General features: G+C 59.5%; 30 protein-coding genes and 1 tRNA gene. All 31 read right to left on the reverse strand.

All coding sequences use genetic code 11. The features are described from left to right. Position 1: 1 nt before the first annotated feature. On the reverse strand, positions 2-1,507 hold the full coding sequence (locus LDN70_RS04190) for a hypothetical protein (protein ID WP_223941841.1): 1,506 nt from the start codon (positions 1,505-1,507) through the stop codon (positions 2-4). Positions 1,508-1,523: 16 nt separating this feature from the next. Continuing rightward, on the reverse strand, positions 1,524-1,925 hold the full coding sequence (locus tag LDN70_RS04195; protein WP_223941842.1) for a hypothetical protein: 402 nt from the start codon (positions 1,923-1,925) through the stop codon (positions 1,524-1,526). After that, positions 1,922-2,266, reverse strand: coding sequence for a hypothetical protein (locus tag LDN70_RS04200; RefSeq protein ID WP_223941843.1), 345 nt, complete (start codon positions 2,264-2,266; stop codon positions 1,922-1,924). The genes LDN70_RS04195 and LDN70_RS04200 overlap by 4 nt, the downstream gene beginning before the upstream one ends. 9 nt (positions 2,267-2,275) lie before the next feature. Next, positions 2,276-2,620, reverse strand: a complete 345-nt coding sequence (locus tag LDN70_RS04205; protein WP_223941844.1) for a hypothetical protein — start codon at positions 2,618-2,620, stop codon at positions 2,276-2,278. Positions 2,621-3,971: 1,351 nt separating this feature from the next. Next, positions 3,972-4,043 (reverse strand) — tRNA-Asn (locus LDN70_RS04210). A 152-nt stretch (positions 4,044-4,195) separates the two neighbouring features. After that, positions 4,196-4,810, reverse strand: coding sequence for a DUF7341 domain-containing protein (locus LDN70_RS04215; RefSeq protein ID WP_223941845.1), 615 nt, complete (start codon positions 4,808-4,810; stop codon positions 4,196-4,198). Continuing rightward, positions 4,807-5,232, reverse strand: coding sequence for a hypothetical protein (locus LDN70_RS04220; protein ID WP_223941846.1), 426 nt, complete (start codon positions 5,230-5,232; stop codon positions 4,807-4,809). Before LDN70_RS04220 ends, LDN70_RS04215 begins: the two co-directional genes overlap by 4 nt. Beyond that, a complete protein-coding gene (locus LDN70_RS04225; protein WP_223941847.1) occupies positions 5,229-5,456 on the reverse strand; it encodes a hypothetical protein in 228 nt (75 codons plus the stop codon). Before LDN70_RS04225 ends, LDN70_RS04220 begins: the two co-directional genes overlap by 4 nt. Then, positions 5,440-5,973 carry a hypothetical protein gene (locus LDN70_RS04230; protein WP_223941848.1) on the reverse strand — a complete coding sequence of 178 codons (534 nt, stop codon included), beginning with the start codon at positions 5,971-5,973 and terminating at the stop codon, positions 5,440-5,442. Before LDN70_RS04230 ends, LDN70_RS04225 begins: the two co-directional genes overlap by 17 nt. Continuing rightward, on the reverse strand, positions 5,970-6,335 hold the full coding sequence (locus tag LDN70_RS04235; protein ID WP_223941849.1) for a hypothetical protein: 366 nt from the start codon (positions 6,333-6,335) through the stop codon (positions 5,970-5,972). The genes LDN70_RS04230 and LDN70_RS04235 overlap by 4 nt, the downstream gene beginning before the upstream one ends. Next, positions 6,328-6,876, reverse strand: a complete 549-nt coding sequence (locus LDN70_RS04240; protein WP_223941850.1) for a 3'-5' exoribonuclease domain-containing protein — start codon at positions 6,874-6,876, stop codon at positions 6,328-6,330. The genes LDN70_RS04235 and LDN70_RS04240 overlap by 8 nt, the downstream gene beginning before the upstream one ends. Further along, positions 6,873-7,040, reverse strand: a complete 168-nt coding sequence (locus tag LDN70_RS04245) for a hypothetical protein (protein WP_223941851.1) — start codon at positions 7,038-7,040, stop codon at positions 6,873-6,875. Before LDN70_RS04245 ends, LDN70_RS04240 begins: the two co-directional genes overlap by 4 nt. After that, complete coding sequence (locus tag LDN70_RS04250; RefSeq protein WP_223941852.1) at positions 7,037-7,378, reverse strand: hypothetical protein; 342 nt, start codon at positions 7,376-7,378, stop codon at positions 7,037-7,039. Before LDN70_RS04250 ends, LDN70_RS04245 begins: the two co-directional genes overlap by 4 nt. Next, the gene (locus LDN70_RS04255; protein ID WP_223941853.1) at positions 7,375-7,581 is read right to left on the reverse strand and encodes a hypothetical protein; all 207 of its coding nucleotides are present in this window, start codon (positions 7,579-7,581) and stop codon (positions 7,375-7,377) included. The genes LDN70_RS04250 and LDN70_RS04255 overlap by 4 nt, the downstream gene beginning before the upstream one ends. 2 nt (positions 7,582-7,583) lie before the next feature. Next, the gene (locus LDN70_RS04260) at positions 7,584-8,090 is read right to left on the reverse strand and encodes a nucleoside triphosphate pyrophosphohydrolase family protein (RefSeq protein WP_223941854.1); all 507 of its coding nucleotides are present in this window, start codon (positions 8,088-8,090) and stop codon (positions 7,584-7,586) included. Further along, the gene (locus tag LDN70_RS04265) at positions 8,087-8,467 is read right to left on the reverse strand and encodes a hypothetical protein (protein ID WP_223941855.1); all 381 of its coding nucleotides are present in this window, start codon (positions 8,465-8,467) and stop codon (positions 8,087-8,089) included. The genes LDN70_RS04260 and LDN70_RS04265 overlap by 4 nt, the downstream gene beginning before the upstream one ends. Next, positions 8,464-8,676 (reverse strand): hypothetical protein, encoded by a 213-nt coding sequence (locus LDN70_RS04270; RefSeq protein WP_223941856.1) that lies wholly within the window; start codon positions 8,674-8,676, stop codon positions 8,464-8,466. Before LDN70_RS04270 ends, LDN70_RS04265 begins: the two co-directional genes overlap by 4 nt. A 62-nt stretch (positions 8,677-8,738) precedes the next feature. Beyond that, a complete protein-coding gene (locus LDN70_RS04275; protein ID WP_223941857.1) occupies positions 8,739-9,035 on the reverse strand; it encodes a hypothetical protein in 297 nt (98 codons plus the stop codon). Beyond that, complete coding sequence (locus LDN70_RS04280; RefSeq protein WP_223941858.1) at positions 9,032-9,220, reverse strand: hypothetical protein; 189 nt, start codon at positions 9,218-9,220, stop codon at positions 9,032-9,034. The genes LDN70_RS04275 and LDN70_RS04280 overlap by 4 nt, the downstream gene beginning before the upstream one ends. Before the next feature lie 4 nt (positions 9,221-9,224). Continuing rightward, positions 9,225-9,473 carry a hypothetical protein gene (locus LDN70_RS04285; protein ID WP_223941859.1) on the reverse strand — a complete coding sequence of 83 codons (249 nt, stop codon included), beginning with the start codon at positions 9,471-9,473 and terminating at the stop codon, positions 9,225-9,227. Further along, on the reverse strand, positions 9,470-9,859 hold the full coding sequence (locus tag LDN70_RS04290; protein ID WP_223941860.1) for a hypothetical protein: 390 nt from the start codon (positions 9,857-9,859) through the stop codon (positions 9,470-9,472). Before LDN70_RS04290 ends, LDN70_RS04285 begins: the two co-directional genes overlap by 4 nt. Next, entirely contained in the window at positions 9,856-10,173 is a 318-nt protein-coding gene (locus tag LDN70_RS04295; protein ID WP_223941861.1) for a hypothetical protein, read from the reverse strand. Before LDN70_RS04295 ends, LDN70_RS04290 begins: the two co-directional genes overlap by 4 nt. Then, positions 10,170-10,430, reverse strand: a complete 261-nt coding sequence (locus tag LDN70_RS04300; protein WP_223941862.1) for a hypothetical protein — start codon at positions 10,428-10,430, stop codon at positions 10,170-10,172. The genes LDN70_RS04295 and LDN70_RS04300 overlap by 4 nt, the downstream gene beginning before the upstream one ends. Positions 10,431-11,027: 597 nt before the next feature. Next, complete coding sequence (locus tag LDN70_RS04305) at positions 11,028-11,441, reverse strand: hypothetical protein (RefSeq protein ID WP_223941863.1); 414 nt, start codon at positions 11,439-11,441, stop codon at positions 11,028-11,030. Between the two features lie 40 nt (positions 11,442-11,481). Beyond that, entirely contained in the window at positions 11,482-13,020 is a 1,539-nt protein-coding gene (locus LDN70_RS04310) for a DNA cytosine methyltransferase (RefSeq protein ID WP_223941864.1), read from the reverse strand. Next, positions 13,017-13,454 (reverse strand): hypothetical protein, encoded by a 438-nt coding sequence (locus LDN70_RS04315; protein ID WP_223941865.1) that lies wholly within the window; start codon positions 13,452-13,454, stop codon positions 13,017-13,019. Before LDN70_RS04315 ends, LDN70_RS04310 begins: the two co-directional genes overlap by 4 nt. Beyond that, complete coding sequence (locus tag LDN70_RS04320; protein WP_223941866.1) at positions 13,451-13,834, reverse strand: hypothetical protein; 384 nt, start codon at positions 13,832-13,834, stop codon at positions 13,451-13,453. Before LDN70_RS04320 ends, LDN70_RS04315 begins: the two co-directional genes overlap by 4 nt. Then, positions 13,834-14,910, reverse strand: a complete 1,077-nt coding sequence (gene dnaN / locus LDN70_RS04325) for a DNA polymerase III subunit beta (RefSeq protein WP_223941867.1) — start codon at positions 14,908-14,910, stop codon at positions 13,834-13,836. Before dnaN ends, LDN70_RS04320 begins: the two co-directional genes overlap by 1 nt. 724 nt (positions 14,911-15,634) lie before the next feature. Further along, positions 15,635-16,534, reverse strand: coding sequence for a DNA-methyltransferase (locus LDN70_RS04330; RefSeq protein ID WP_223941868.1), 900 nt, complete (start codon positions 16,532-16,534; stop codon positions 15,635-15,637). Next, positions 16,531-17,823 (reverse strand): helicase-related protein, encoded by a 1,293-nt coding sequence (locus LDN70_RS04335; RefSeq protein WP_223941869.1) that lies wholly within the window; start codon positions 17,821-17,823, stop codon positions 16,531-16,533. Before LDN70_RS04335 ends, LDN70_RS04330 begins: the two co-directional genes overlap by 4 nt. Before the next feature lie 226 nt (positions 17,824-18,049). Further along, positions 18,050-18,265: a thioredoxin domain-containing protein gene (locus tag LDN70_RS04340; protein WP_286198882.1), complete on the reverse strand. Its 216-nt coding sequence runs from the start codon at positions 18,263-18,265 to the stop codon at positions 18,050-18,052. Positions 18,266-18,289 lie beyond the last annotated feature (24 nt).

Here is an 18,289-nt window from a genome sequence, read left to right on the forward strand (position 1 = left end):
CCTAGAAAACGATCGCGCCGCGCTTCTTCAGAGAAGACTTGACGATACGGCGGGCAAACTTTTTAGCGCCGAAATGGGCGCACGTAACTGCAACTGTGGGAGCGAGGTCAGCGTCCAGGGTGTCCTTGTTCCACTTGAACGAGCCAGGACGGTTCTTGATCGGGTCCTTGACGACGTGCTTGGCAGAATTGTCGAGGTGTTCCTGCCCGAAGTGCCTTATGGCTGGATGCTTCTCAACGGCTTCGTACACTCCCGCGCACGCTTGCGTGTACTCGCTGGAGCTCAGAATGAAGACCTTCATCTTCTTCGCCTTGAGTAGCGGCTCCAACAGATCCCGGCACGGCGAAAGAGCATCGATAACGATCGGGATGCGACGCTTGGCCCGCTCCCACAACCACTCCACCAAGGCCGTCGTTCCGCGCTCATCAAAAGGCGCATCAGCAGCCAACTCAAGGTAAATGTCGTCGTCATCCGTGAACTGCGAAACACCGATGGAGACCTTCGTGCGCTCTGGGTTCATGTCGACGCCGTAAGAGGCGATCTGCCAATCCGGATCAGGGTCGTCGATCGCTAGGTCATCCCACTTTGTGAATGCCTTCTTGCCAGCCTCTGTCGGCGTCGGCCACATGTTCAGGCGCTCTCGAGCGTAAGACCGCGGGGAGAACTCGTTGAGCTCATCCTCGATTGTCTCCATGGAGATGCGAATACCGAGGGCAGGGTTCGCGTCAGACGCGTTAGTCAGGTCGCGCACAAAGACGGCCAGTTCGGTTTCGTCCATTTTGTCGACGTCGCCTCGGGCGGAGTGCTCGACCCATGCTGCACGCCTGTTCTTGCCAGTCACAGCGTTATTCCGCACACGCACAAACGGTTCGCCGCGCTCGGACAAATCCTTCGGCGGGGTGCCCATAAAGATGGTCACAGGGTCGCCGCCAGGCGCAGCGGAGATCGTCGGCTTGAGCGCTTCCTGCTCGTCCTCTTCGTACTCCTGAGCCTCATCAATGACAAGGACGTCGAAGGAGCTACCACGGCCGGCGCCGCCGGTGCGGGCGCCAAGCTCAATCATGCCGCCGTTATTCAGCACAATCGCTTCTTGGCCATTGGTCTTGCGGATCTCAACGACCATGGCGTTCAGTTCCGGGAAGGGTGCGTTCGGGTCGTCTTTCTTCTGACCGAAGAACTGAAGCAGGCGCTTGAACGCCTTCCGTGCTGACGTCAACAGATGCGAGGTGTGGAGGATTTTCAGGCCCAACTCCACCAGCATGTAAAGCTCGACAGCCTCAAGGCCGCCATTCTTCCCGTTCTGCCGCGGCACCGAGACGCCCCACGTGCCAGCACACCACTTGCCAGTCGTTGTGGTCCGAAGCCAAGCCCGGACCACCTTCTCCTGCCACTCGTCAAGGATCAGGCCATAACCAGCAGCCAAGTCGATGGCAGCCTCGGCGTGATCGCACGAGTACCCGCGAGGCTTAGGAGCGATGTAGAAGCGTGCGTCCTGCGAACCCTTCAACACACACCACCACCGCTCAGGCCTTCTTCAAATTCCGAGCCCGTATCCGATCAAGCGGGGTGACGCCGGCGGGTACTGGCTTAGCCGATGCAGGATTCGCGGCCGCTTCGGGCGGGGAAAGCTTCGTAAGAATCGTGGCCAGAGCAATAGCTTGCTGGCGGGCCTCAGCCAGCGGGGCAGCGAACTTGACCTCAACGTTGATGTTCCGATCTTCGCCGTCGTCCTCAAAGGCATGAAGCCGGAATTGCATCAAGTTCAGAACACCCTTGCCCTGAATAATGTTGTCAAGCTCGTCCAAGCGATCAGCGGTTCGGGCAGCCTCAAGAGCCAGAGCGTTCCGCGCAACGTCAGTGCCCGACAATGCCTTCCACACCTCAAGACCACGCTCACCAAGGCCAGCAGGAACATCGGCGGTCATAGTCGAACCACGTCGATGCCGCCAACTCGCCGAATGGTGTCCACCAAGTTCTCCACGAGAGCAACATCGAGATGGTGCCAATCAGCGATAACCAGAGTCGTTAGCCCGAGAGATGGAATCTTCGACGTGCTCGTTGCCAAAAGCCTCAGAGAACCACCTGCAGCGTGGTCGATCTGCTCATAGCCATTCGCCCGGTAAACACGCGAAAGCTCGTAGTCAGGGACAGCATCAGCGACGGCATTGAAGGTGTTCCGCGTTGACACGCGAGTAATTCCCATCAATCCGATTGTCTTACCAGCGCGCAGGTCGGCAACGAGGCCGTCCACAACATATCGGTTCACGTGGACCTCCTAGTAACCGGCCAGGGTGCCGTCTTTGCTTGCCGCCAGATAGGGCAGAAGCTCGTCAACGACATCGCGGTTCGATCCGATCGGCACATAACAACGGTCAAGGTTCTGTGCACGCTGAGAACCAGCAAAGGACAGGAACCGCAGCGTTCCACCGCCAGGGAAAGTCATGTACTCGCCGCCGAGAGCATGGATCACCTCGGCGACGATCTTCAACTCCGGATACTCAGTGAGGAAATCCTGAAAGACCGCATTGGTGTCAGATTTCGTGTGCCCGAAAATCCCCACGTGGCCGCCGTCAACAGCAGTAAGCAACGCATCGGCAGCCAAAGACTTCGACATGATCACGGGGAACTCCTTCAAAGTTTGAGCCGCGCCGCCCACGAGAGCAGGGGGCTCTCAAGCAAGCAGCGCGGCAGTCGAAATGCTGGTGAGGCCAACGAAAAACAGCCAACCGCGTCCAGTGGGGGAGCTCGGGGGGATATTTTTGCCCTATGCCAGAGGGAGGGCGCGGCCCGGGGGTGGGAGGGGATTCCCCCCACCCCCGGATTGGGGTTTCAAGCGCCTAGGACAAGGTCCATTTGGGCTTTTATGGCTTCGTCTGTGAGCCGTTCGTCGCCTCGGACTGCGTTGCACCATCGGTGTGCTGTTCGCAGGTTGTTTGGCGTGTGGTCAGGCTTTGATGTGGATGCCTTGGGCTTGATGTGATCGAGCGATGGAGCAAGCGGACTGTTCGCATGCGCGTCTTGATCTATGGGGTGTTGGCATATCTTGCATGTCCATGCGTCGCGTTCATAGATGGAGTGTCGGTCGCGATCTGATATCCATCGTCCTCGGTTCCATTCGCCCGTCTTGACGAAGTACGAGCGAGCCCACTTGGCATAGCGTTCAGCATGGGCAGCGGTACATGGTGCACATCGGCATCCGTACCGGTACTTGCTTGCTGTGCCATGTGTGACCTTGGGTGGTGGTGTTGGTGTGCCATAGCGCTTGAACTTGCGGTAGTGGTTCTCGCAGTAGGTCAAGCGGATCTTCCCTGCGCGCGAGCATTGGTCTACTGAGCATGTGTTCGCGGGCAAGGATGGTCACCACCTTCGGCTGGTCTTGAGTGGCTTGGGTGGTTGAAGTGCGAGGACCTTTGCGTGACCTGGTGGCTTGTTGCCACGCTTGGCATTGCAGAGGCGGTGGGCGAGTCGGCAGTTGGATCGCTCGAAGGGTGAGCCTCCCTTGGATACCGGGATGATCTCGTCTATCTCGGGTGATCCTGGCAGGCCGTGAGGAAGCGTCTTGTCCACGATGAGGCCGCATAACCAGCAGTGGGTTTCTTCCCTTAGGACTCTTGCCCTGAGCTTGTTGCGCATTGCGCTGTTTGCCCTGCGTGGGTTGTTGGAAGCCATCTGATCGGCCTCCCTAAGTGTGTTCCGGTGTCGTAGCAGGAGCGCTTGGGATGGAAGAAAGGACATCCCTGGACGTCGTTGCGTCCTGCGCTTCCTTGGTTCCGTGCACGCTGTGACAGCCTTTGGCGTGTTTGGTGGCTTTGACTGCGACACCGGAAGTGTTTCCCCGCTCGCCCTGCTCGCGCATGTTTGTTGATCAGGGGCGGGAAGTTTTGGAAGAGCATGGCGGGCTGCTGACCGAGCCATTTATCCAGGGTGCGAATTGACGTCGCCTGGCACCACGCGTTGGCCGTGCTCTTCAGCTGGCTACCGTGGATTCGAACCACGAACCGACGCATTAACAGTGCGTTGCTCTGCCGTTGAGCTAGTAGCCATTTGTGCCGGCGTCTCTCGACATGCGGCTGTGCGCTTGACCCTGCGCGGGAGATGTCGACCTCCATGGGGGGATGAGGGCAAACAAAAAGCCGGACGCTTGATGCGTTCCGGCTTGGATTTTTCGAGACTTGTGACCTCGACAGGGTTGAGCTTAATTCACTTCTGCCACTTCAGCAACATTGGCTGTCGGTGTGTTGGATGCGGCACGGAGCCATCTAAGTTCGTCTCCGCTCCATTCGGCCTTGCAGCCGTCACAGTTGGCTGTCCATTGCGATGGCGGGGCCATCTCATCCGCGTCTTCGTCCCAGTGGTGGACGGCGAGGCATGGTTCGCGTTCGGGCCCGTAGAAGCGTTGTCCGCACGCTGGGCATGGGATTGAAGGGCGCCACGGCGGTCGTTTGGATACGAGCATTTCCTTGATGTCGTTGATCCATGTTTGGGTGACGCCTTCGAGGTAGGGCTGCCATTCGGTGGATGCTGCGGTTGACCAAGCGCGTAGTAGGTCCACGAGGCCGCCGCGGTACTCGTTGCCGGTCATCGCTAGGTGTTCGGCAAGGGCTTTAGCTTTGATGTCGTTTTCGAGTTTGACGGCTTTGTGATTGACGATCATGCCCATGCCGCCGGATCCTCCGCCTTGGGCGCCCATGTTGGAGCCGCATGCTGCGCGGAGTTCGGCGAGCAGAGGTGGCGCTTTATGGAAGCCTCCGTCGTCGCCGTGGGTCATGTGCTCGTTGGTCAGCTGGTGGATGGTGTCTTTCAGGCTCACAGATTGCCTCCTAGTTCCGTTACAGCGTGTGCGGGGAGTGGTGCGAAGTACTCTTCGACGTTGAGGATGCCGAGGTCTGATGGGTGTGGGTCGTGGACGAGTTTTCCGGCGCGGTCAACGATCACGGCGTGGTGGAAGTCTCCACGTGGGGATGGTCCGACGCCGATGAAGAGTTCCAAGCCGGGCGGTATGTGCTGGGCGTCGCGCCATTTGCGGAGGCTGAGCTGATGCTTTTCCCAGACGTAGGTGTATGTTTCTCCCCACCAGTCTTCGAGGCCTACGAAGTGAGGGACACTGTCGTAGTCTTCGACGTCGAGTAGTGAGGCGATGCATGCTTTCCAGCAGTCTCCTGGGATGCCGTTTGCGTCGTGTCCGTCGCCGCGGGCTGGGTCAGCCAGGATGCGTTGTTTGTGGGGCTTCACGTGTTGCCTCCTATGAGTTCGGTGGGTGCGGGCATTCCGGTTTGTTCTGCGTAGACGTGCATGAGGCCCAGTGCTGCGGCTTTGAGGTGCAGGTGGGCCTCTGGTGTGAGTTTGGGTTCGAGGTCTCGGACGAGTTCGACGGTGGATCTCATTGCCCGGAAGAGTTTGGCGACGTCGGGATCCTGTTTGGCCGGGTGGCCGCCAGGCTTACGTTTGGCGGTCACGTTTGATTTCTTTCCATGCGCGATGCCGGAAGTATTGGCGCAGTGCGTGGCCAGCTTTATCCCATTCGGTCGTCCGGACGCTTGAAAGCAGAGCTTTTGCCCTGTTTTCGATCTCTGATTCAACCTCCGGAGGGTGGATGATCTGGACAGTCCAGTACTCGTCCCCTTGGTAGTCGAGTTCGATTTGATGAGTGCCTATCCCAGCCTCTTCGGCAGCCTCGTAAACGGATTCCTGACAGGAGTCACTGTGAATAGCGGCGCATTGTTTGCTCTCGGTGCACCACATGCCTTCAATGCCTCGGTGGAAGACTCCGTGGCGGGTGTACTCGCCGTCGTCCTCTTGGTCCTCCGTAGGCTCGTACTCGTCCTTGATGCACTGCTGGCATTCCCACCAGAGCTGGCAGCTGCTTTCCCCGGGGCATTCGACCGTGTACTTGACCTCGTCGATGTACTGGTCATCGGGCAGATCTTCGTCCATGTTCGGGACGGCTGTGACGGTGATCTTGTGGGGTGTCATGGCTTCCTTCCGTTGTGTATGAGTTGCCGCCTTTTGAGTGGCTTTGGCGGACGGGGCCCGAAGAACAACCGGTCGAACGCCTTTCGTTGGCGTTTTTCGCGGCGCGTTTTGGGCGGGATGAATTTCACGGGCACCGTGAGGCTGCGGCTGGGTGGCGTGGTGATGATTTCGGCGCCCCATTCGGTGTCCGTGGTGGTGAAGGACACTGATTCCATGATGTTCGGGCCGAGGATGGTTCCGTTGTCGAACATGGCGATGATCTGCTTGCCGATGATCATCTGCTCTGGGCGGCCGGTGTTGTTGACGACTTTGGCGATGCCTGGCGCGATGTAGCCACCTGCGCTGAATGGCTGATCAGTCATGAGACTTTTCAACCCCTAGGTAGGTCCTGATGGGGGCGACGACGCCGAACTCGCGGGCGGTGAGTGCCCGGACGATGTGGTCGTGCATCGCTTTGACATGTCTGGCGTCGTCCAGTGCGTCATGAGCTGTCCCGCCCTGCTTGGGCAACTCGGTGATCCCGGTGAAGTCCACGAGGGAGCGGACGTCGTTGGTGTACATGGGCACGCCTTGCGGGAGGTCCATCATGGTGCCGAAGAGTTGGGCCAGTGCCACATGGTCATAGGCGCTGTACCAAGCCCACAGCTGGGCACTGTCATCACCAGCGAGAAAAGCTGCGACCTCATCCCGGATCTGCCACTTCATCTTCCATTCAGGGGATGACGGCTCTGGCAGGTGAGGAACGACGTTCTCTGACAGCCACGGGTGCTGGTTGATGGTTCGCCATTGGGCACTGGCGTTGATGGCGTAGTACTCGCGGCCGTCTTCAGCGATGATGCCGATGCTGATCAGGTCGATGTAGTGGCCGTTCTCGTGGAACTCGGTGTCGTAGAAGTACTTCATCGGCTGGGGCCTTCTTCGTAGATGTAGCTGGTCTGGAGGGACTGCGGTTGCTTGCGGGTGCTGTATTTTTCGATGGCCTTCCAGAGGGCGTTGAAGAGCTTGTCGCTTTTGCCCTCTTTGGGCTGGCAGTCGATGGTGATGATGATCTTCCGGATCTTGCTCATCCGTTCCACCTGACGATCCCGGACGGGTACTTGTGAGCAAGGCGGACTAGCTTGCTGTACACCTCACAGAATCCATCGAAGTCGCCCCAGCCGTTCGCCGGGTTGAGTGCGATGTACTCGTCGGCGTTGCGATAGATGTCCAGGAGCCCGGTTTCAAGAGCGGCCAGGATGTCAAGGCATCTGAGGCCTTCCAGCGCCGAGGTCGATCCTTCGCCAATGAGTCCGGGCAGCGCCTTTCTCCACATCGGAGACAGGTTGTAAGTGTGGCCGTCAACGACTTCAACCCAGTGTTCGTTGCCGTCTTGATCGAGGGTGACGATGTCTAGCCCGAAGCTCATGTTTGGCGCCCTTTCCAGTCCGCGATTTTCCATAGGTGGCGTATGCCTATGACGGCGCCGATAATGGCCACCGCGGGCCACACCGGCGTTAGCAGGGCGAGGCGGGCGCCGAGTCGTCTCTCGCCTTTGCTGAATGCGAGGTACGCCCCGGCCGAGGTGAGCATTAGCCCGCAAAAGTAGATGCCCAGAATGGTGTCAAGCATGGTCAGAACTTCTTTCCGTGCATGAATGGGCGGGTGCTGTTGTAGGCGATCTTCTCTGCGATGATTTGGCCGAGGTTGAAGCCCTCGGTGGCGGCGAAGTCGAAGCATCGGATGACGACGTCGGCTATTTCGGAGGGGACGCCTTCGGGCTTGCGCAGCTTGCCCTCCTGATCCTCGGAGATGAGCTCACGCGCTTTAGCGACTCCTACTTCGGCCACCAGCGAAGTCGGCAACGGTGGTTCCGGGTAGTAAGTCTCGTCAGCGGCATGGCCGTTGCGGATCTCGTCCTGGGCTTCGGCGATCTCGGAGACGATCAAGAGCAGTTTGTTGCCTTGCCAGTTAGCGAGGGCAGCTTGCCGTTCCTTCTGGGCCGCGACTGATGATCCGATTCTCATGGGTTTCGGTCGGTCGTTGTGGAAGCCTTTCGACTCGTTGACCGAGAACACGAGCGCTTGCAGTTCGGTCAGGGACTCAATGAGCTCTTCGGCGTTGACGATCTTGGTGGTCATGGTTTCTCCTGCGTGTAGTGGTGGCGGTTGCCGTTGATGAGAGCGACGAGTTCGCCGAGGGTGAGAGTGACCCATTGGTCTTGTGCTTGGCCTTTGCCGTGGCGTTTGTGGATGATGAGGCCGGCGAGGGCGTCGTCGTTTCCGCGTTCGGTTTCGGCTTCGGTGGCCCACGGTCCGAGTGCGATTTTGATGGTGTTTTTGCATTCGAGGACGATGCGTTGGCCGAGGTGTCGGAGGCCGCCGATGTCGCCGCGGTCTTTGTTGCCGTTTTTGGTTCGGCGTTCGATTCGGTCGTCGATGTGGGTGGCGAGGTAGTTGGCGACGAGCGTTTCGAAGCTGGTTCCGGCTTTGCGGGCTGTTGCTCTACTTCGGGTCATTGATCCTCGTTCCATGTGGCGGTTATAGTGAGCGCTTTTTTGCCGGTTGTGTCGCGCGTCTCGGTGATGGTGACGTCAGAGCTGGGTGGAATGGCTTGGATGATGCCAGGCAGCACGCCAGCGATCGGGCCCTTCATGAAGTGCATGGGCTGGTCTAGAGGCTCGAGGCGGCGGCGATGCTTCACACTGGGCTGGCCGACCGTGTTCATGACAGGTCCAGTGCAGGATGACTTGTGGGATCCGCCGAGTGCCCCGCAGGTTTCGCAGACTCTCATCGTCCGCCCCATTTCCGACGGTCCTTCAACAGGCTGGGGTCATGCGGCTTGTTGGGCGGTGGCGCATAAACGGACTGCACGGTTTCGAACAGGCTGGCTGCGGCAGATGCGATGCTGGACATGGCCTCCACGAACGGTTGCAGCGCTTGTTCGAGGGCCTTGAACGCGTGCTCCGGAGATCGATGGTGTCCCTGCATAGCTTCGATGGCTCGGAACTGATCCACCTGGCCAAGTCGGACATTGCAGAGTTTGCAGGTGTAGACCCAGCGCACTTTGCCTTCTTTGCGGATCATTTGCTGTCTTCTTTCTCGGCGAGGATGAGTTCGTAGGGCGCGAACCATACGGGAACAGCTTCGAGGCCCGACAACCCAAACGGCAGTTGCTGGCCCGCCACAACCTCTTGGACGGTTGCGACTTGGTCGAAGTACTTGCAGGTCCTGTTGATGACTCGGACGGTGTCACCGGCGCGGAATTTCATTGAGTCACTGCCCGTCACGCTGGGCGGTCAGGCTGGTGGTGCGATGCGTGGGCGGCCTACTCGGCCCGCCTTCCCAGGTCGCGGTGAGGGTGACGTATCCGGGATCGCGCTGATCGCCATGGTGTTCCTTGATACTGACGCTGGCTTCGGGCGGGACAGATCCGGCAAAGTCGCGGAGCGCACCGGCGGTAAGACTCCCGGGCACGTTCATGGAAGCAGTTGAGGTGATGCGGGGTGAGGTGTACGCGGTCATGGTCTTTCTCCTTGAATGACTGAAGCCGCCCCGGTTGGGACGGCTTCTTTGAATTGCCAGGCGATGTATTCGTCTTCGAATGTCGGCTCGATGGGCCCACTTCGGTTCATCCCGGCGGGGATGCTGCAGTCGCTCATGTCATCGCGGTCCTCGCCGTCGTAGTTGTGGGCGCCCGCTTCGAACCAGTCAGACATCCAACAGGTTTGGTGGTGTGTGTAGGGGTGCTGTTGCTCGTGTCCCTCTTCCCATGCCTCGCATCCGCAGTCGGGGTAGATGTGGCATGGCGCGTCGTCATTGCCACGACACTCGAACTTCACCTCGGGCTCAAGTTCGGTCCCGTCTTTGTCGTACTGTGCTGTCACGGTGATGTGGTGATGGTCGCTCATGGTTGGTCTCCTGAAACGTCGGAAGCCGCCTCTTTCGGGGCGGCTTCGTGGTTGTTGGTTGGCGTTGGCGGCCAGGGGTCTACAGATAATCCGAGGGCTTGTCTGAGCTCGAATGTCGTGACATGGCAGTAGAGCCGTCCGGCGCGGCTCTCGGCGTGCGCGATGAGGTCACCGACCGGTGCCAGGAGTTCGCGGATGGCTGCCTGCGCTTGGAACTTGCGGGCGAGGTCAGGGCTGATGAGTTCGGGCGATGGAACGGCTGCCTGCATCGCTGCAGCTACTCGCTCGATCATTTCTCCAGCTGGCTCGCTCATTCGGAAGCCTCGTCAGAAGAAGCTTCGGTGGGACGGAGTTCTTCCGCGATGGCGCCAAGGATCTCGATGAGTACTTCAATTTCGGAGAGGTCTAGAACTTCCTTGATCAAGGTGCTTATTACCTGCCCGTTCGTCGATCGCGCGACAGTGACCTGAGGGCGCATCCTCGGCTCAAGCAGGAGTACGGCCCGGAATGGTACTGCGGCGAACGTCGATCGTTTCGTCAGTTCGTGTTGGGCGGTGATTTTGGGGCTCATTCTTCTGGCTCGCTTTCTGGTGTGTGGTGGTGGCCTATGCGGTCGCGTGGCCGGATGCCTGCTTTGACGTCCGCCCAGCATGATCGGCAGTTGATGGACTCTTGGCCGATGTGATCTGGGCACGGTGGCGGCTTGGGTAGCTGAGCCTTTGCTTTTTCTGGCCAGAACCTTTGGTCTACGAAAATGCAGCCTGGCGTGTCTACCTTGGGGTCGCGCGCTGCGGTGATTGCGGCCAACGCTGTGTCTTCGAAGGATGCTGGGTGCTGGGCGTTCTTTTCGAGGACTTTCATCATTGATGGTGTGCTCCACTTGGGCCTGAGCTCGTGGAGCATGGCGGCCAGTGCCTTGGCTTGGCTTTGAGTGAGCATCGGATTCTCCTTCCTTCAATCAACCGTCTCTGCGGCTCGCGTTACTTAGGTGACGATTGATTGAGAACTTTCACCATTCCTCTCTCAAGAACCTCAAACACAGGAGAGATAGGCACTTAGGTGAGTAGGTATATAGGTGTTGGTGTTGGTGCTTACTTTTCGCTTACAAAGTGCTTACAGATTCGTTACGCCTGCTTATAAGCACCCGCTTATAAAGTGCTTAGAGTGCTTACCCGAATTCGGCCTTGCACAGGTCGCAGCCTTCCTTGATTTCGCCACGGTCCACGTGCCATCGCTTGTGTGCTGACCGCTTCCCGCCTTCCTTGCCCGATTCCCGCTTCTCCTGGATGCGCGCTTCGATCTCAGCCCTTGACGGTTGGTGACTGAGGTAGTCGTGCATCTCGAACGTGTTCGGGTCCTTGGTGGTGTTGACCCAGCCGCCGGCGATGAGTGCTTTCGCGACGGCCGGGCCTTTGGCGTTGAGGACGTGTTTCGCTACGGCGCCGTCTGTTCGGAACTCGTTGCAGTGGCCCCAGAGTTCGAGCAGGTGGATACGGGTTTTGTCGTTGGGCAGCCCGGTCCACTTCGGGTGTCTCAATAGCTCGTTCGTGACCGTGAAGTACGGGCGGGTGTCCTTCGACAATTGGGGCTCCTTCCTTGTCTCTGAGTGCAGTTGGCGCCGGTCACGCGGCGACGCCAAGTGATTCGGCGGCGATCATTCCGAGGTCGCGTGCGTTGGGTGGGCAGACAGCGTTGCCAGCTTGCTTGACCATTTCCCGCTTGGTTCCGGTCATCGTGTAGTCCTTCGGGAATGCCATGCCCCAGGTGACTTCGTGGGGTTCGAGCATCCGGAAGGTGCAGTCTTCGACGGCTGGCGGGTTCACTCCCATGAGAGCGTGGTGGTTTCCGTTGGCCGCGAACGTGTCGAGCGGGTCGTAGACGTCCTTCGGGGCGTTCTGACCGCGGAGTGTGATCATGGCGTACCGGTCCACGGTCGTCAGCGTGCCGATCGGCTTATTCATGGCCTGCGGTTTGCTCGACCCGTAGTAGGGCATCAGTAGGGCCGTCTCGTTGCGAGTCGTTTGCGTCCGCATTGGCTGCCCGATGTGCTGAGCTTCCTTCCCCAACCGACCTTCGACCGGGATCAGCAGGCCACGCGTGTAGCTTGTGGTCTGTGTCCGGAACGGATCATCCGTGTGACTGATGATCGGGGCGCCACGGACGGCGTCGATCACAAGGCCCTTGGATGCGGACCCGTGCAGAGTCCGGAACGGTTCCTCGGTGGGCCAGATGCGGAAGTAGTCACCGCCACGCCCGGCGCTCGCCGAATCGTAGGTGTTGCCTGCCGCTTCGAGGTGCAGCGGACCGCGGCCGTACTTCTCGAGTCCGGCACGGATCCTGGCCATGGTCTTGTCGGCCAGCGGCTTTTCACGGTCGCCGATGCGTTGGCCGTCGATGGACCAGTCGATAGCCTCCGATGCGGGCAGCCACCCGGGTTCGACGATGCGGTTCCGGCATGACACCTTCGGGCAGCGGTAGTTGTACTGCGCCCGGTAGCGTCCCCAGCGCTCGTTGGGCTTCTTGAAGACCTGCAGGGCCCGGACTGTCTCATCACAGGAGGGGCAGTACGCGAGCGGGCGCAGCTTGTCGAAGTCGGGTTTAGCGTTGCCCTGCTTCCAGAACATGACGTACATGCGGTCGCGGGACTGCGGTGCCGGGAGGCCGCCGAGCTGAGCGTGCATGCTGTTCATGTAGACGATGTGGTGGTCGTAGCCGAGGGACTTCATGGCCAGCAGCCAGGCATCGAACATGAGCCACTTGGCGGCATCGACCACGTTTTCGGTGATGATGATCTTGTAGTCGTGGATTTCCGCGAACCGGGGCACGTCCCACATGGTGGCTCGGGACTTGATGGCTGCTTCGTCGGGCAGCTTCTCGCCGAAGAGTGCGGTCTGCCGGGTGACGCGCTTTTTGCCCTTGGCAACACTGTGGTTGGTGCACTCCGGTGAGGCCCAGAGCATGTCAGTGGTCGAGATGAACTCCGGGTCCACCTGTTGGATGTCCGCGCAGACGTGGTCAACCTCAGGGTGGTTGGTGTTGTGGGTCTCGATCGCACGGGCCCAGTGGTTCATGGCCGTCTTGACCTGAATACCCGGGACATTAGAAAGGCCGGTGGATGATCCGCCGGCCCCGCAAAACATGTCTGTAACTGTGAGTGTCATGATGTTTCTCCCTGAGCAAGCTCATGCTTGACGGTTTCGATGATTTCTTCGGGGTCCAGCCCGCGTTCTGCGGCCCAGTCCCACATGAGTTCGCCCTGCTCGCCGCTCTCGTGGAGGTCGTTGAATTCGCGGGCTATCTGGTCTGCGAGGCCCGGCGCCAGGCCCTGAATCTTTCGCAGCAAGTCAGCGATAGCGGCCGAAGCGATGTAGGCCTGAAGGTGCATGGACATCTTGTATTTGGCGGCCATCGCGGCGTCCGACTTGTCAGCGGCGGGGAACTTCATGGATCCGTTAAGGGCATTGCTGAACCGCTCTTGCTGGCTGAGGGCATCAGTGAGTTCGCGAGCGATGATCAGGTCGCAGGTCAGCACAGGTTCCGGGAACTCGGCAGGCAACATGTCCTGGCCATCCAGTACCTTGATGTCTTCGGTCATGGTGTCCTCCGGAATTCGTCGCTGAGAAGTTTGCAGGGTTCGTGCGGGCAATTGGCCCAAAGCGTCAGGCCGTGTGCCTGGTCGTGCCAATCCAAGAGCGCCCGCCGGTTGGCATTGCCTTCATCCGGATCAATCTCGGAGCCATCGCAGTCGTCAGTGTGGTGGTAGCCGAGCGCTTCGAGGTCGTCTTTATCGATTTCGTAGTCCACGTCCACGTCGACGACTTTCGTTCCGGTCAGCATGCGATCTTTGCGGAGCTTGTAGTCCTTATTCCAGTCCTCGCGGGGCAGTTCAAGGATGGCGCGTTGTTCTGCACGCTTGGCTGTGGTTATCGTCCGGCGGATCTCGGCCAGCTTTTCGGCTGGTGTCTGAGCGGCCATTAGAGGCGCACCGGCATGATCAGGTGGGACAGGGATTCGTGCCCTGTGATGAGGACAGGCTTGGCTCGGTTTTCTTGGAAGCCGAGCGTGATGTTCTCCGAGGTCGTGACAGACAGCGACCATCCGAGATAAGCCGGATTGACGGCCACGACGACGTCCGTGCCGTCAACCTCGCATGGGATGGTCTCTTTGCCCTGAGCGGACTCGCCCGTCCCTGCTTCAACGATCATCTCTGTTCCGGACGCGGTGATTCGGATAGGTGTGTTGCTCTCAGCTACGAGGCTGACGCGGGACACGACGTCGCCCAACTCGGCCCGGTCCACGACGATCTCCGTTTCCGTCGACGTCGGGAACAATGCTCGAATCTTGGGGAAGTCCTGATCGAGCACCGTTGTTGTAGTGGCCCGGTTTCCCGCCCGAATGCCAACGTTGTTGCCATCCATGAGGATCTGCGTTTCGCCAGCAAGGTTTTTGGCCGCGTCTCGGAGCCAAGTCGCCCGTACGAGCGCTTCGAAGCCGTCGCCGGACGGCGTCCACGGGATGGAGACTTCTGCCAGGCGGTAGCGGTCAGTGGCCAGTAGGATGAGCTCATTGCCGTCGCTGATGACCTTCACGCCCATGAGCGCTGGCACGGATGCATCCGTGGATGCGGCGTCGATGATCTGCGCGACGGCCGCGGCGAGGACATCACCGTCCACGGTTCCAGCCGACTGGGGGAGCGGTGGCATCGGCGGAAAATCGGAAACCTTCATTGATCCGATGGTGAAGACGGCGGATCCGGCAGTGAGCTTGGCGGCGGTCCCATCTACCTCGACGGTGACAGTCTTCTTGCCGAATTTCTTGATGATGTCGGTGAACATCTTGCCGGGCAGCAGTGCGTTGCCATCACGCTCAATGTCTGCGGCTGTCTGCGTGCGTGCGGACTTGTCGTAGTCGAACCCGCTGATGCGCAGAGTGCCGGCGGCGGCTTCGATTAGTAGACCGGAAAGGATCGGGTTGGCCGGTCGAGGGCTGATGCCCTTGGCAGCGAATGCTGCGGCGTCGGCGAGGGCGTTTGCGGGGATGCTGAATTTCATGAGTGTTTGCCTTCTTCTCTTTGTTGTTTGACTGGATGGAGCCGTTCCCAAGCGTCCACTTCTGCGGCGGCTAGGGCGAGCCCGAGGGGGCCGCCCCATAGGGGTTCCGGGAGTGGCTTGGGTTTTCGTTTGGGTGGTAGTCGAGTCTCTGGGGGCCACGGCTTGGAGCCCCGGTACACGTAGCCGCCCATCTAGACGGTCATGCGGTCGAATGCCTTGCGCTCGGCAGGAGTCATCTGACGGCAGATCTTGCAGGTGCGGTGCCTACGCCCCGGGCCCTGCCAAGCGGTACTTGCTTCCGTCCATGGATGACCGCGACGGCATGTCGGGCAGTCGTAGTTCCCGGATGCCTTGCGGTCGTCCATGTTGTCCTGATGATCGCCAGGCTCGACGTGTGCGGGGTTTACGCAGGGCGGATTGTTGCAGCGGTGGCGGACGAGCAAGTCCGTAGGTCCGTTGTGGAGCTCGTACGAGAACCGATGCGCTCGGACTTGTGCCGGGCCGACCCGAAGCTGCCCGTAGCCGTCGTCGTCTCGGCGGCCCGTCCATTCCCAGCATTCATCGGCGCCGACCTCTGGCACTTTGGCCCAGAACCGTTCCTCGGGTGTTCCGTGCGGGTTGGGCCGGACGATCTCTGCGCTACCGGTGCGCCACTGCTGTTGGTAGTGACGCTTGCAAAGGCTCTTGCAATGGACATCCTCAGCGCACTCGGCCACGGTGCAGGTCATGGCGCCCCCAGTCCATCGAGTAAAGAGGGGGCTGACATCTGCTCTTCGAGTTCCTGCAAGTAACCGACGCCCGTCGCCCAGTAGGACGGCTTGAGCTCGATTCCGATCGCTTTCCTACCGAGCTTCACTGCCATGTACAGCTCGCTGGACACTCCGCCGAACGCCGTAAAAACAGTGTCTCCGGGATTCGTGTACAGCCGGACGCAACGCTCAATGAAGTCCAGCTGCAGTGGAGTGAGATGGCGCTCGTCATCAGTCTCGCGGGCAATTCGAGCATTCAGGGTGTTGGTCTCTTGGATCCCGTACCAGATCGGGCGAGCCCATTGGATCCACTCATCGTTAGTGCAGTCAGTCTTGACCTTTTCGGCGCGGTCGCCAGGCTTTTTGAAGATCAGCAGATAGTCCGCGAGTGCTGGCCGAGAGCTGCTGCTGTCTCGGTTCTTCGTGGCGAATGTGAGCGACGTGGCTTTGGTTCGGATGGCTTGGGCTTGTGGGTCCTTATCAACGGTGACCTCCCCGAAGTAGATCCACCCTGCGGCCTGATATGCCCGGATTACGTCACCACGGAAGTCGTTCAGTCCGATGACTCCATGCGTTGCCTTTGTGGTACTGGTCTGCGCAACGTGGACACATGCAAGGCCGCCGGGAACGGTGATCCGGAGGTTGCCGCGGATGATGTAGTCGTACTGGTCAAAGAAGTCTTCTCGGTCAAGCGAGTTTCCCATGTCCCGCACGCTGGGGCTGTAGGTGTAGAGCGACTGAAACGGCGGGCTGTAGATGCTCAGGTGAACGCTGTTCGGTTCGATTTCATCGATTCGTTCCGCGCTGTCTCCCAGCAGGAATTTCCAATTCTCGCCATCAGCTTCGTCGGTTATGTATGCGTCCATGTTGCTCATGCGGATACCTCGGTTTTCTTCCGGTATTGGATCAATCCGTCGATGATCCGGTTGGACTGGTCTTCTTTGCGGATCACGTTGTTTGCGATCTGCTGTTCAAGGGGTGAAAGGATCACGTGCGCGTTCACCACGCGGTGCTGGCCGAACCGGTAGAAGCGGCGCATGCATTGGTAGTACTGCTCGTACGAGTCGGAGAGACCGACGAATGCCGTCCTGGCGCAGTGCTGCCAGTTCAATCCCAATGAAGCGATCGATGGTTTACTGATCAGGATTTGGGTCCGGCCGTGAGTGAAGTCGTGAAGTCCTTGGGCTTTGACCTCGGGTGACAGCGATCCATGAATATTGACGGCGGCAGGTAAAGCCTCTGTGAGAGCGTCTGCTTCGTCGTTGAGTCCGCACCAGAACATCCACGGTTCGTCAGGTTCAGCTGCGACCAGTTCGACGGCGCGGGCCACCCGATCATCTAGGGTTTGTCGCCGGACTTTTGCCCGGCCCGTAACTCCGCCGATGGTGGCGGCGAACAACTCGCCTTCGGACGGCTCCACGTGCGACTCCACGATCTCCGGGATGATGTTCAGCCCGGGGAGGATGTAACCGTCGTCGGAGTATCCAAGATCGGATGGCTTCCGTATGGCTAATGCCCAACTCGACATCCAAGCAATCATGGGTTCGATGGCGTGGCCCTTTAGTCGCCAGCCATCCTGATCGTGGATGAAGTACGCGGCCAGCATGTTGGTTCGCGTCATTTGCCCAAGGAACTCCGCTTGGTTGGTCAGTTCCTCGGGGTCATTTGGCCCTGGTGTTGCGGTCCACGCCGTGCGGGCTGGGACGTTCTTGAAATGGCTTATGAGTAGAGCCCGAGTCTTGCCATCTGATTGCTTGAGGATCGATGCCTCATCGAGAGCTACGGCGCCAAAGAGTGCAGCGTCAATCCTCCCGACCATTTCGTGGTTGGTGACATAAACGCCCGGGCTGTCAACTTCCTCGGTGCTCCGGACGTACGTGGCCTTGACGCCGATCTTGGCTGCCTCTTCCACCGTCTGCTGGCAAACGGCCAGCGGTGCAGCGATGAGAGAACGGTCGGCAGATAGGCGCGCCCATTCAACCTGCATGCGGGTCTTGCCGAGGCCGGTGTCAGCCCATATTGCGCGGCACCCACCTTCGATAGCCCATGCTGTGATCTCTCGCTGAAAGGGTTTGAGCGAGATGTGGAGTTCAGATGGGTCGATCGTCCGGCCGGCGACTGTTGATGATCTGGTCCGGCGATCGAGTAAGTCCGCGTAGCTCATCGGTCCTCCTCTGGATACGAAAAAGGCCCCTTTCGTGGGGCCTTGGGTTTGGGGCGCGTTGAGCGCATAACGTTGTTCACTGCGTCGCGAGAGGTTGGATCTCGGTAGGTTTGCCTGGCTTGATGGTTTGCTTCGTCCTGCTTGTCAACGGTCACGTGGTGTTCGCAACGGTGGTTCAGGCAAATTCCGTGCGGACCGCGGCAAAGGAAGCAGCAGGGGTTGCCCATCAGGCGGCGTCAGCCCTTTTGGTGATGTGTTGTTCGATGAGGTCGGGCCGGAACCCTGACCAGTGTTCGTCGCCTTCGATGGCGGAGACGTATACGACTGGCGCTTGCAGGTAACCGAGTCCGCCGTCGGCAGTGTCACGAGTGATGAAGTCGCGGGCAGTGGGGTCTTCGGTGATGTCGACCTTCGTGTAGAAGATGTCGTCCCGGTCGAGCATGCGGAATGTTTGGGTGCACTGGAC

The organism is Arthrobacter sp. StoSoilB22, assembly GCF_019977315.1.
In the GTDB taxonomy this organism is placed as follows: domain Bacteria; phylum Actinomycetota; class Actinomycetes; order Actinomycetales; family Micrococcaceae; genus Arthrobacter.